This is a genomic window from Zymomonas mobilis subsp. mobilis ATCC 10988 (assembly GCF_000175255.2).
Classification (GTDB): domain Bacteria; phylum Pseudomonadota; class Alphaproteobacteria; order Sphingomonadales; family Sphingomonadaceae; genus Zymomonas; species Zymomonas mobilis.
The window spans coordinates 168,287-181,556 of the sequence record NC_017262.1 but is presented as its reverse complement, the minus strand read 5'-3'; the positions used below and the strand labels follow the sequence as shown (position 1 = coordinate 181,556).

Annotated in this window: 8 protein-coding genes; 1 reads left to right on the top strand and 7 read right to left on the bottom strand. The window is 45.0% G+C overall.

What is annotated here, in order from left to right; genetic code table 11:
• Window positions 1–40: 40 nt before the first annotated feature.
• A complete protein-coding gene (locus ZMOB_RS00830; RefSeq protein WP_014500359.1) occupies window positions 41–1,315 on the top strand; it encodes an N-succinylarginine dihydrolase in 1,275 nt (424 codons plus the stop codon).
• Here ZMOB_RS00830 and ZMOB_RS00825 read toward each other — a convergent pair.
• The 7 genes from ZMOB_RS00825 to ZMOB_RS00795 form a co-directional block, all read right to left on the bottom strand.
• A complete protein-coding gene (locus tag ZMOB_RS00825; protein WP_014500358.1) occupies window positions 1,312–5,481 on the bottom strand; it encodes a translocation/assembly module TamB domain-containing protein in 4,170 nt (1,389 codons plus the stop codon). The genes ZMOB_RS00830 and ZMOB_RS00825 overlap by 4 nt on opposite strands.
• Complete coding sequence (locus ZMOB_RS00820) at window positions 5,481–7,697, bottom strand: autotransporter assembly complex protein TamA (protein WP_014500357.1); 2,217 nt, start codon at window positions 7,695–7,697, stop codon at window positions 5,481–5,483. Before ZMOB_RS00820 ends, ZMOB_RS00825 begins: the two co-directional genes overlap by 1 nt.
• Window positions 7,697–9,037 carry an ATP-binding protein gene (locus ZMOB_RS00815; protein WP_224453009.1) on the bottom strand — a complete coding sequence of 447 codons (1,341 nt, stop codon included), beginning with the start codon at window positions 9,035–9,037 and terminating at the stop codon, window positions 7,697–7,699. Before ZMOB_RS00815 ends, ZMOB_RS00820 begins: the two co-directional genes overlap by 1 nt.
• A gap of 74 nt (window positions 9,038–9,111) precedes the next feature.
• Window positions 9,112–9,837 carry a response regulator transcription factor gene (locus ZMOB_RS00810; RefSeq protein ID WP_011241000.1) on the bottom strand — a complete coding sequence of 242 codons (726 nt, stop codon included), beginning with the start codon at window positions 9,835–9,837 and terminating at the stop codon, window positions 9,112–9,114.
• A 27-nt stretch (window positions 9,838–9,864) separates the two neighbouring features.
• Window positions 9,865–10,239, bottom strand: a complete 375-nt coding sequence (gene hisI / locus ZMOB_RS00805) for a phosphoribosyl-AMP cyclohydrolase (RefSeq protein ID WP_011241001.1) — start codon at window positions 10,237–10,239, stop codon at window positions 9,865–9,867.
• Window positions 10,240–10,293: 54 nt separating this feature from the next.
• Complete coding sequence (locus ZMOB_RS00800) at window positions 10,294–11,487, bottom strand: class I SAM-dependent RNA methyltransferase (RefSeq protein ID WP_014500356.1); 1,194 nt, start codon at window positions 11,485–11,487, stop codon at window positions 10,294–10,296.
• Window positions 11,484–12,938: a bifunctional ADP-dependent NAD(P)H-hydrate dehydratase/NAD(P)H-hydrate epimerase gene (locus ZMOB_RS00795; RefSeq protein ID WP_011241003.1), complete on the bottom strand. Its 1,455-nt coding sequence runs from the start codon at window positions 12,936–12,938 to the stop codon at window positions 11,484–11,486. Before ZMOB_RS00795 ends, ZMOB_RS00800 begins: the two co-directional genes overlap by 4 nt.
• Window positions 12,939–13,270 lie beyond the last annotated feature (332 nt).

The following is a 13,270-nucleotide window of genomic DNA, read 5'->3' as shown; positions in this document are numbered from 1 at the left end:
CTTAATGCATTGCCATTGATAGACCAAAAAAGGAAAAAACATGATTGTTTCTGAAGTGAATTTTGATGGTTTGATCGGTCCCACCCACAATTATGCGGGATTATCGCGGGGAAATGTCGCCAGCGCCCTTCATGCTGGTCAGCCATCCTATCCGCGGCAAGCGGCGCTTCAGGGAATAGAAAAAATGAAGCACCTGATGGATATGGGGCTAACTCAAGGGGTGTTTTTACCTCCTCTACGACCCGTTACCCATTTGTTGCACCATCTGGGTTATAAAGGTGATGACAAGACTATTTTGAAGCAAGCTGCGAAGGATGATCGGCTGTTATTTAATAATCTTTGCTCTGCTTCTTCAATGTGGGCGGCCAATGCAGCAACGGTTATTTCTGAATTTGACAGCCATGATGGCCGTGTTCACTTTATAACAGCTAATCTAGCAACGATGCTACATCGTCATCTGGAAGCGCAAACAACCTATGCTCAGCTAAACCAAATTTTTTCCAATAGCTGTTTCTTTGCTATGCACCATCCCTTGCCTTGCGGACAGCATTTCAGCGATGAGGGCGCCGCAAACCACATGCGAATTACCTCAGCACATGGGCGCACTGGAATAAATATTTTTGTCTATGGCGAGAAAAACGATATTTATCCGGCAAGACAAAAACTGCGGGCAAGTCAGGCGGTGGCTCGATTGGGAGAGGTGAAACCTGATTTGGCATGGTTTATCCCTCAGAAAAAAGAGGCAATTGCTAAAGGCGCTTTTCACAATGATGTCGTCGCCGTGGCTAATGAGTATGTCTTGCTAGCACATGCCGAAGCTTTTGAAGACCAAGGCGAATGGATAAAGCGGATAGCCGAAAAAATTGACGGTTTTATTCCGATTATTATTGATAATATTACTTTGGAACAGGCCGTTAAAAGCTATCTGTTTAATAGCCAAATTGTTACCTTAAAAGACCGGACAATGGCGCTTATTTTACCTCAGGAAGTAAAAAGCGATCCTGCAGTTTTGGAAACGGTCAACCGGATTATTAGCGGTAACAATCCAATTAAAAAAGCAGTTGTGGTCGATGTCCGTGAAAGTATGGCAAATGGCGGAGGGCCTGCCTGCCTGCGATTGCGAGTGCCACTATCTAAAGCTGCTTTGGACGCCGTTGATCAGCGCTTTATCTTGACACCGAAAAGATGGGAAAAGCTCTATCAACTCGTCGAAAATTTCTGGCCTGAAAAGATTACGCCAGATGACCTCGTTCTTCCTGAATTATGGAAAACAGCGGTCAGAGCGCATTGGGCTCTAACCAGTTGGTTAGGCTAATAATCTTTTGAATAACGCAAACTGACATTGGATGACCCGAAGCTACTGGCTTCACTTAGAAGTGACAGGGTTCGGGTCAAAGATATTCTGATCTGGGTTGCTGTAAAACCATGAGTATCGGTAATCACTTCCATATACACATTTTTGAAGAGATATTTTCCGGCTGCTAAAGACGTACCTTGGCCTGTCGAACTATTTGCTCCAACAACCCGTAATCTATCAATGCCGATCACAGAACGCAGTTTATCCAGTGGATCAAACCCCTTGCCGCCTGTCCGAAGTGTATTCAAGGCGGCTGCCAATTGTACGGCTTGAACGGCTGACAAGCTGGTTACAGAAGAACCGAACAGCAAGCGCGATAGAATTTCATCCTGTGCCAATGACGGTGAGGATGAAAAAGTAATTTCCGGTTTATTGGCAAAACCACTGATCTTTACCGTAGCGGTTATATCATCAACCGTTGCCTCGGCTGTAATATCAAGTGCCGGATTGGGTGGATTTCCGCCTGTAAACTGAATTTCACCATGATCAATATCGAAACGGCGGCCAGCAAAACTGTAGGTACCTCGGATAACCCGCATATCCCCTGTGATATTGGGCGCAGTGGCTGTTCCTCTGACGCGTAAATCAGCTTCCCACTCGGACTCCAATCCCATACCTGCAACAAATAACTGATCAGGAGCAGAAATCCGAATATCCAGCTTCCACGCCGAGGCCAGTATAGAGGCAGAGGCTGAAGATTCTTTCATTTCATGAGCGGCTGTGTCTTCAACCTGTCCTTTACGCTTAACACCGGATAAGTCGTGAACCGTTTCTTTGTTGTCCATGATAAAACGATAACGGGTTTCAGGTAACTTCAACTTACCTTTGATGGAACCGCCATCCTTACGATTACTTGTGATATCAAGGTTACCTGAAACAGTTGATTTCATTTCGTCGGCGCGGGCAAGCGTTGCCTTGTCTAATGTAATATTCAAGGCTGAATCATAATCACTTGCCGCATCAAAGCTGGCATAGCCCTTAGCCGTAAGTGTGCCTTTGCCGGCTTTGCCTGTCATTTTATCCAAAAAGAATTTTGATCGGTCGAAATGCCCATCAACATCAATTGAAGAAACAAGGGTATCATAGCTGCTATTTTCGTAACGGAGTGATCGGCCTCGAATAAGACCGGTTAAAACAGGCGCTTCAACCTCACCGGAAATATCAGCAGCAATGGCCAAGGGGCCTCTTATAGATTGACCACTGACACCACTCATTGACCATAGAATATCGGCATCAGCATTATAGCGAATGCCTCCGCTTAATCGGCCTTTTCTTAAGGCTTCTATCCAATCAACTTTATGTTGTTTTTCAGGAGCATAATTAGGCGTAACGCCTAGGCGCATTTGCCCAATCATTGTCTGTTTTTGGCGGATTACAGCTTCAGAAACCAAACCATTTTTATCATTGGTAGCGGCCACGACCAAATTAACAGGTTGAGATAATCCGGTGACAGAAACTCGTGTAAAATTATTTAAAGCCAAGCGAGCGGATATCTGAGGAATATTACCCGTCAAATCAGCGTTTGCTACGGCCGACAGTTGACCACTTAAATTGATTTCAGGCCACAATAGATTGGCTTCAGATAAATCGATATCGGCAATTTGAAGTGCGGCATAACTATTTTGCCCACCATAATGGCCGGATAGATCGATATGTCCTTTGGGAAGCTGGATTACTATTTTTGATATGTCATAGCCATTTTTACCAGAACGGATTTCAACAGGCGCAGCCATATGCCAGTTGAGATGGGCGACATTTCCTTGCGCGTTGGCTCTAATGACATCCGCAGAAAAACTGCTGTGAATAGCTGCATTAAATGGAACGGGAGAAGCGCCCGCTGCAGGTAGATTTCCCTGTAAAGTGAGCCCCCCCTCCCCTTGCTCTTTTTGATAAAAAGCGCGTCCAGCAGCTTGCTTTAATAGAAAATCATTATAGCGAATATTATTCAGCAAGGCTTCAACTTGAAAAGCCGGATCTGTTGAAAAAACAGCCTTTCCTCTTAGCCGTCCACTTTCAATGTCAATTGGCTGACTATAGACGAAACGGGCTTTGTCGATAGCAATATCGGCATTAACGGCTTGTGTTGCCTGTTCTTCTGTCAAGCGAATGATACCATCCAATCCCCGCCCGTTCAGTTCAAATTGCCCGTGATAAAGGTTACTTTTTGTTTGAGCCAAATTGCCATTAACGGTCAGACCCAAAGCCGTTGCCTTGATTACAGGATGAGAAACCATACCCCCGACATCAAGAGTCATGGCACCATAGCTTTTTGACTTACCCCGAACAAAAAGATTGATATTGCCTTTAGGCTGGTATCCACCGTTACCCTCTAGATGGAATTCTGGAGAAGCAAGGCTAAATCTTGGCATTCTTATATTACCCATGGCATTGGCGATCATATCTGTCCGTAAAACAGCTTCACCACCAAAAGCTTTTGCCAAAGCTGGTTTCTGCCAATCACGTCCCTTGATCATCATCTCGCCGACCATGCCTAGCCCCCCATTTTTTTCGGGCTGAAGATGACTATCAATTGTCAGGCTTAATCGGCCAATACCGTCTATTTTATACGGATCAATCCCGCCTTTAACCGCCGCACGCCATTTTTTTGTTACCAAATCGGTGATGATGGTGGTGTTCGCATGAATATATCGACTACTTATATTGCTGTGATCAACTCGCAAAACATGATCACCATAATTGATCGCACCTTCTATTTTTAAATTTTCCAGTAGATTGACTAAGCGCGGATCAAGACCTGAAATTTTTCCAACAGATAATCCCATAGGCATGGATAAATGATCGCCATCTACAAGCATCTTACCTCTGGATTGAATGTTCTCGGCAATCTTCTCCTGCCAACCAATCTGACCAGCCTTTAACCGCCAATCAATGTTAGGCGATCTGACAAGACCCGATAACACTGAAGAAAATGTAAAGTTCTTAAAGGATAAATCATCGCCAAGGAATTTTTGACTATTGGGAATAGCCAAATCGACTGACATGTTATTAAAGCGGCTCGATTTCCAATCGACACCCCCAAGGGCAGTAAGGCGGAACATTTCTCCGGTAATAGCCCCTCGAATATCGACAACGTTTTTATGATTATGGGTCGTCAGATCAATCTGTAAGCCTTTCTTAAAGAAAGCCTGCAACGAAGGCTGATCTGGTAATAATTCACTGGGATAAACCGCCCCATCCAGATGAACAGACCCATCTTTATTATGTATTTGCCAATCCAGTAATTTCTTATCGCCCGATTGTGCTTGAATATACCCGCGCCAATCTTGCCAATTTCCTTTTCCAGCGGTATCCATCGTAAGCGGTTTACCAAGGCGGGTCAGGCCATCTACAACCCCGCCGACAGGCGCATGCAAATGCGCTTCAACAATCAGAAGGTTAGCCGTTGGTTTAGCATCAAATTGTAAAGAGAGTGTATCTCCGCCGCTGATATCTTGTCCTTTGTCAGCTCCAGCCTCCGCCTTGACGGTTATCTGCCCTTTTATCAAAGCAAGCCGGCCATGCATGTGCAAACGATGATTTTGGCCATCCAGATTTTTAGAAATATCTATTCTATCTAAATGTATCTGATCGATATCCAAATGGATGTCAGGCAACAAAGGCGCATCAGGATTTGATTTTGTCGGTTTTAGTTCTGGATTTCGTAAGACTTCAATTCTAGGCGCATGGAGTTTTTTGATAGTGATAATACCGTAGCGATAATCCAATGGCCGCCATTCGACAAATAGTGAAGGTGCATCAAGGAAACGCCCACGCTGATCATAAGCCTCGATATCGACCAAACGAAAGGCCTGATAAATAGAACCATCGATACGCTGTATTTTAACTTTTAAGCCTGATTCTGTTGTGTATTTATTGATATAACGAACAATAAGCTGATGGCCAGTAGACGTATCTAGAAACAAAATAAGCGCGATAATAAAAAGCGCAATCCCACTCAGAAAGACGCATCCCCATCCCAAAATATGTTTCAAATTTTGAAATGGTGATGTCTTATTTGGATTTGCTTCGGTGTTTTCAGGTTGTGCGACTATATTCGGGTTCTTTTCCTTAATAGAATCCGAAGAATTTTCTTGTCTTTCTGGATTGTAATTTTGATCCGCCATTAGAAAGCCTGACCGATCGAAATATATACTGAAATACGCGATTCTCCAGGCTGCCGAGCTATAGGTGTCGCAAGATCAATGCGGAAAGGACCAAAAGCGGTGTAGTAACGAGCACCCAAACCAGTACCAAATCTTAAATTATGGAAGGTTGGGATAGCGTCTTCATATACCTGCCCTGCATCAATGAAAGGCACAAGACCAAAATTACCAAAACGGTAACGCACTTCGAAAGCAAGCTCTTCTTCGGACAGTCCGCCCACGGCATCTTTATATGGGTCTTTGGGGCCTAACTGCTGATAACCATAGCCACGGACAGAGCCGCCGCCACCTGCATAAATCCGACGAGAGGGCGCCAGTTCTTGAACCGAGGCACCTTCAATAGAGGCAACGCGAAACCGACCAGCCAGCACAACATTATCTGCTACAGGGTAGTAACCGCTCGCATCGAAAAGCATTCGGACATAGCCACGTAGCCCAGAACCGATTGAAGTTTCAGGACTCAAACGCATATTCAAGCGGTAACCTTTAGTTGGATTCATCAGATTGTTGGAGCGGTCATATCCCAATTGTCCGGGAAGCGCCGCGATCAGATAAGAACGGGTTAATCTTTCGGATCGAGAGAAATCATAACTCCGCTCGTTGGTCTGTGTTAATTCTGCTCCGATAGAATAAGTCCAGCGCTTTTGCCATAACTGGGTAGATTGTCGCGACAAGCTCCCTCCGAGAGAAAAGCTATAACCATTATAAGCGTCGTATCTCTCCCGACCTGCAGTCAAACCAATTTGAATAACACGGTCTCTTGCCCCAGCATTATTTCGGTTAAAGAGAGCAGAAAGCTGTTGTTGGCGAGTCCCCAAAATCCCCGAAAAAGTTAATGATCCCTCGGGTGGGAAATAATTACGGCTGATCCAGCTACCTTGCGCCTTAAAGCCCTCACCCGTGCCATAACCACCCGTAACAGCAATGCTGTGTTTCTTTCCTCGTCCCTGCCTAACGTCGAGATCCACAATTTCGCTTCCATCTTCGCGTTTTCGGCCTGTTGCAATGGGTTCAACTGAAACATAAGAAAATAGACTGGTTGCCGCTAGAGCTTGGCGGAGATCATCAACCATCTGGCTATCATAGCGCTGACCTTCTTTAAAACGCGCAATATGAGAGATGTGTTTGGCATCCAGAACAATATGCTTATTGTTGCTAACGATAATAGAACCGTAAGATCCAATATTTCCTGCATTTACGGGTAATGTATAGTCACCTGTATGCGTTTCATCATCCAGCAGGATTGTCCGATCGCCAATTTTTGCAAAAGGATAACCATAATGCGGCAGAGTTATGAGAATATTATTTTCAGCCTGCTCTATATGGGTCGCAATAATCGGATCCCCTCTATGCAAATTTAATGCGACGCGGGCAATTCTTAGAGGTTCATCCTCACTGCCGGTCAAATTTATTTGTCCTAGCTTGTAGATCGAACCTGCATTGACATCATAGCGAACATTATACTGCCCTTTTTCTATCGGAGTAATAGAAAGAGCTGCCTTGCCATCATAATAGCCTTGAGATCGTAAAATCCGGTTAATCAACTCTTGGTCATTGGTTGCTCTAGCACCAATAACCGATAGGCTATCGGCCTTATTCTTATTCGATAGTAAAACAGAATAGTTTTTGAAAGCCTGATCAGTATCGATATTGCTGAGACCTTTGGCATCTACCTTGTATCGGAGGTCGTCACTTTCTTTGGCAAGAACCACATGTTCATTCATATCAGGCATAAAGTGAGAAAGGTCGGGCAGTGGTTCTGATAAGGCAGGATCAAGCGTAACAGAAGTTGTCTCTTCGATATTCTGTGCCGTTTTTTCTTCTGATGCGTCAGAATTAGCCAAGAGGTTCTTCGGATCTGAAACAGTTTCGGTGTCTAAAGCTTTAACCCCTCTGCCATTAGAATTTTCTCCTTGAGATGAAGATTCTGATGTTCTTAAGGGTAAATGGGATGATCCATCTGCTTTAGAGGCTTCTATGGAAGGTTGGGATAACGTCGGCAAATGATCAAAAAATGACGGATCAAAAGGGTCAATGGCAGGATTAGGTGACGCTGCTTTATTACCGCTATCTGTTTTTGGAGTGGATACGTCTTCAGCATGGGCTGAAAGCGATATCAACCCAACAGAAAGTAAACATATTCGATGTATTTGACGGAAATAATGTCTAAAAAGCATTATTTTGGCCGACGAAGCAGTTCCAATCCTTTGCGTGCTGAAAAATAATAGCCTTTTCCCCCATCCTTTTTACGTATTTTATTCTGCGCTGCTGGCAGAAATATTTCTGCTCGTAAACCGCCTTCTTGAAGATTGGTTAGAGACAGTTTGCCCTCTTCTCTTTTTACCGTCCGATCGACAGTCGCCAATCCTAACCCAAGGCCAGCCGTATTGCGTTGGCGGGCTGTATCCAATCGCCGGAAAGGTTGCAAGACTTGTTCGATCTGATCTTCTGGAATACCGGGTCCGGCATCATCAACTTGGATATACACTCCATTTTCATCATGATGGAAGCGAACAATCGCCTTTTTTCCATAATGAAGAGCATTTTCGATCAGATTACTAATGGCGCGTTTCATAAGAAGAGGGCGAGTTGTTACATCGTAATGGGAAGGTCCTTCATAAGAAATATCTTTTCCTGCATCTTTAGCTGCATTGACCAAGGTTTCGATAATCGCCACAATATCGGTTAATCTTTTAACTTCAGGATCTTGATCACCGCGCAGAAATTGCAGGACAGATTTAATCATCGTGGCCATCTCTTGAAGGTCAGCCTCTACAGCTTCACGGATGTCATCTTCTTCAATAAAACTTGCCCGTAATTGCAAACGGGCAAGTGGTGTCCGTAAATCATGGCTAACGGCGGCCAGCATTTCGGTTCTTTCCCGTAGCATATGCTCAATGCGCATTTGCATCTGGTTAAAGGCCTGCGCGACATGCCGTAATTCTTTAGGTCCTGTTTCTTTGAATATATGCTGTTTCCCATCACCAACCTTGGCAACGGCTTTGGAGAGAGAGCGTAAGGGCGTCACAAAGGCTTGGATGATTAATCCACCGACTAATCCAGCGCCAATAACAAGAATGATAGCTGTTGTGAGGCGATTAGTTAGCCAAGGCATAGCTGGATTGGGTACCAATGTTTGGAAAACTAGCCAGCTTCCATCGGATAGCTTTATTTGACCCAATAAGTGATCCCGTCCCAATTTAGGGGCAAGATCTATATGAATATCCATAGGCAATATTTGGGAATCGTGGCTTAGAATTTGACCTTGGATCAGATCAACCAGATGGCTGTCGCTATTGATATGAATATGTTTAATTTGATCACGAGACCAAAAAAAACGGATTTCTCGATTGGAAAAATTATTGGCAATCATCGGACGTCGTGACGGCCTATCCTGACTGATAATCCGCCTTGCGACCAGCACCCGTTCGGTAATAGCCTGAGTGGCATCCGCAACATAGGTAAGTTGGCTCGCCTCTTCCGAAAAGACGAGGCTGAGCAGTAATTCAAGCAACATCGTTGCCAAAAGAACAATTGCAATCCTTCCGGCTAAACCCGGCGAAAGCTGCCGAAAAAGATTATGAGGCCACCTCAATCCTGAGAAACCGGTACTGTAAACATATAGCCGACCCCGCGAATGGTGCGTATCATGTCACCAGCCTCTGTTTGGCTAGACAGTTTACGACGCAATCGACTGACTAAAACATCAATACTTCGGTCAGAAGCCTCGCTTAGCCGACTGCGAGATAATTCTAACAGCCTTTCGCGTCCGATCACTCGTTGTGCATGTTGTAAAAAGGATAAGAGCAGATCAAATTCGGCACCTGACAATTCGACGCCAGCCCCTGTCGGAGAATGAAGTTCACGGCGGTCAGGGTCAAGTACCCAGCCTTCAAAATGAATAAGGTGACTTTGTGGATTCCCATCCGCTTCTTTAACCGCTTGACTGCGTCGCAAAACGGCACGAACTCTTGCTACCAATTCTTTTTTACCAAAAGGCTTCGGGATATAATCATCCCCACCCAGTTCTAATCCGACAACTCGATCAGTTTCGTCATCGCGCGCACTCAAGAAAATAACCGGAATTGCCATATATTGGCTGTTGCTGCGTAATTCGCGAGTTAGATCCAACCCGTTTTTACCAGGCAGCATGACATCCATTAAAATAAGATCGACCGTTCGGCTTTGTAACTCTTCCCACATTTCTTCGCCAGAGCCTACTGGACAAGGTATGTAGCCATTCTCTTTCAGCACGCGAGCAATTAACGCTCGTAAAGAAGCATCGTCTTCGACGATCATAATCGTCTGGCTTGCCATGCTTTTTCCCCTATATTCTATTGGTTCTTATATTTTATCTTTGGGTATTGTTACCAGATGTCCATCTTCGACTAACCGATAAAAACAACTTTGTGCACCTGTATGGCAGGCCGGTCCCATAGGGATAACTTTCAACCAAAGGGTATCCTGATCACAATCAATACGAATTTCCTGTATTTTCATAACATGACCGGATTCTTCTCCCTTGCGCCAGATCTTTTTGCGAGAGCGTGACCAGAAGGTAGCCTCTTTGGTTGCCATACTCAGTTCAAAGGATTCTTTGTTCATATGGGCGACCATCAATAAAAGGCCGGTCTTTGCATCGGTCAAAACGGCTGTAATTAAACCCTTTTCATCCCATGCAGGATTTAATTTATTTCCATAATCCTGATCGTTTTGCATTCCGCTGTTGCCTTTATTACCATAAAATATTGGGGTAAGATCATACCATAAATTTTACATTTTTGTAAAAAGTCCGACCATTTCAACATGCAAGGACCATGGGAATTGGCCAACTGGCTTCACCCAATGCAATACCCATCCAGCTTCCAAAAGTGTTTTAGCGTCACGGGCAAAGGTTGCAGGGTTACAAGAAACGTAAACAATCCGTCCATTAGGCAATATGGCTAAATTGGCTATTTGCTCTTTGGCGCCAGCCCTTGGCGGATCAAGAATAATACATTCGAACCGAACCAACTCATCTTTTTGTAAAGGGCGGCGGAATAGATCTCGATGCTCAACAAAAACAGCCTTTCCAGCAAGGGCTGCGGCCTGTTTTAAAGCAAGAACAGCATCACGCATACCTTCAGCGGCATAGACGCGTTTATCTTTTTCAAAAGAAAGGGCAAAGGTTCCTAAACCCGAAAAAAGGTCAGCTACAAAACGGGCATCGCCAACAGCCTCTTTGACCATATGGACTAAAGTCTGTTCGCCATCCTTGGTCGCCTGTAAAAAGGCATGTGCGGGCAACGCAACAGGTACAGCGCCTAATGTTACAGTAACCCGTTCCGATTCCCAACGCGTTTCAACGCCATAGCCTTGGTCGATTGAAAGACGAGCGAAACCTTTCTCTGCTGCAAAAGCGGTAATTGCTTCGGTTGCTTCAAGCGTTTCAGGGAATGGCATAACGAGCAAGCAGTCAATTCCTTGATCTGCTAACGTCATTTCTATCTGTGCTAAAGATCGTGGAGCCAGCCATTTTTGCAAAAAACTGCGCAAATCCATGGCGGCCTTAAACAGATTTTTGTCCAATAAAGGACATTCAACGATATCCACCAATTGGTGGCTAGAGGTTTTGTTATAGCCCAAGGTCAGCTTTTTACCGGCCTTAAACGCTCTCAAGGCTACTCTTCGACGACTATACGGGGGCGACAGATGAGCTGTTTTTAACACGGGAGCCGATAAAGCTTGCTGATGGAAAGCCTCGGCTATCCGGTCGGTAAGAAAATTTTTATAAACTTCTTCATCCGCATATTGTAAACGGCAACCGCCGCAGACAGAGAAATGCCGACAAACGGGTTCAATATGATGCGCCCCGAATTCTAATTTACCATCATCGGATATATAGTCATCGGGAACCGAATTAGGGACAAATTGCCCATCTTCAGTCACACCGTCTCCCTTTGATGCCAAGCGTATAATTTTTTTCATGAGGCTACTGTTACTTCCACAAAGGCTGAACGAAGGTGATGGATCAGGTCATCAGCAATCATTCCGGGACCAGCTAGGCGTGCCGCTTCACCATGCAACCACACTGCGGTACAGGCGGCATCGAAGGGATCCATACCGCGCGCTAACATAGCACCACAGATACCCGAAAGGACATCACCGGTTCCGGCATTGGCCAACCATGAAACGGCAGGTTGGGAAATCGCGGCACGACCATCAGGGGTTGCAATAACGGTATCGGCCCCCTTCAAAACGACGACCAAACCCGATAACGCCGCCGCTTTGGTCACTCGGGTCAACTTATCGCCACTAATTCCTTCAAACAGACGTTTAAACTCGCCTTCATGGGGAGTAATAATTGTTGGTTGTTGGATATTCCGTAAGCAATCCAAGCCTTCACGGCTTAATAAAAATAATGCATCCGCATCCAATACCAAGGGATGAGAGGTGTCTAAAGCCATGGAAAGGCGTTGAACGCCTAATTCATCTCTTCCTAGTCCAGGGCCAATAACAAGCGCATTGATACGTTCGTCCGCTAAAGCTTCGCGGCTCCATGAACGATGCACCAAAGCCATGGGGCCAGAAATGGTTTCACCGCCTAACAGAGCGACATAACCCGCCCCTGCCCGCTGTGCGGCAACTGCAGACAAAAGCGAAGCTCCGGCCATAGCGCCAGCTGTAATCGCAACATAGCCTCTGCTATACTTATAATCAGCAGGTGTTGGTGCTGCCAAACGGGGTTTGGGTATTTCAATCAGATCGGGATTTGATATGGTCAGATCAATATCCCCGACTGCAACCCGACCACAAATAGTTGCGGACGGTTCCAAACGGTGAGCCGGCTTTAATGCTCCGATAGCAATTGTCAGATCAAAAGCCGGAATATCAGATAATAAACTACCTTTATCAGTATCGACCCCACTTGGGACGTCAATAGCGATGCGCAACGAGGCGGCTTTCGATAAAGCTGTTAATTTTGATAATAGGGCATTATCCAACGACCGAGACATGCCAACACCGAATAAAGCATCAATAAGCAAAGGTGCCGCTTCGGCTTCATCCAAAGAAGTAACTTTACCAGAGAAAAGAGAACGGGCTTTTTTCGCTGCATCAGTCTTTGGCTCACTATAGGCTGCAACCGAGACAGGAATCCCCCATTCTGCTAAATAACGGGCAACCACATATCCATCGCCACCATTGTTGCCGGGGCCACAAAGGATCAGAGCAGGCATGTTCCCAGCAAAAGAACGTGTGATAGAAGCGGCAACCTTACCGGCTTTTTCCATTAAATCATCTACTGAGCTACCGCATTTCATAGCTGCCATTTCTGCCGCTCTCATTGCCTGTAGTCGTAAAATAGGGCGTGGATTTAGAGCGGATGATCTGATCGAACGATCATGCTGTGGCAATGTTTCTAGTTTGGATATAGTCATAGCTATGGCGCTCACTTCTGGCACCGGAATTTGTAATAATTTCACATAACAGAGAAATAAACATCTACCCTTGCTATGATGCAAGGATAAGGCCTCAAATTGAGGACAAGAAAAGGTTTAAAGCCCTGTTTGTGCATCTTCCGGTATATCGAACTAATACCTTAAATTTAATATCTTATGTTTAGCGCCTATATGGATGATATCTATCGCGTCAACAAGGGTAATAAAAATTATTCTCTTTCCCGATAGAGAAAAGAAATATGCCCGTAATAGCAGGATAAAAAAACTTAATTTTTATATTAAAAGTGGAAAGCTAAAACACATGGTTTTTT

Coding starts and splice junctions, on each gene's coding strand:
- ZMOB_RS00830 (WP_014500359.1), top strand. CDS start 41: ATGATTGTTTCTGAAGTGAATTTTGATGGTTTGATCGGTCCCACCCAC.
- ZMOB_RS00825 (WP_014500358.1), bottom strand. CDS start 5,481: ATGGCGGATCAAAATTACAATCCAGAAAGACAAGAAAATTCTTCGGAT.
- ZMOB_RS00820 (WP_014500357.1), bottom strand. CDS start 7,697: ATGCTTTTTAGACATTATTTCCGTCAAATACATCGAATATGTTTACTT.
- ZMOB_RS00815 (WP_224453009.1), bottom strand. CDS start 9,037: ATGTTGCTTGAATTACTGCTCAGCCTCGTCTTTTCGGAAGAGGCGAGC.
- ZMOB_RS00810 (WP_011241000.1), bottom strand. CDS start 9,837: ATGGCAAGCCAGACGATTATGATCGTCGAAGACGATGCTTCTTTACGA.
- hisI (WP_011241001.1), bottom strand. CDS start 10,239: ATGCAAAACGATCAGGATTATGGAAATAAATTAAATCCTGCATGGGAT.
- ZMOB_RS00800 (WP_014500356.1), bottom strand. CDS start 11,487: ATGAAAAAAATTATACGCTTGGCATCAAAGGGAGACGGTGTGACTGAA.
- ZMOB_RS00795 (WP_011241003.1), bottom strand. CDS start 12,938: ATGACTATATCCAAACTAGAAACATTGCCACAGCATGATCGTTCGATC.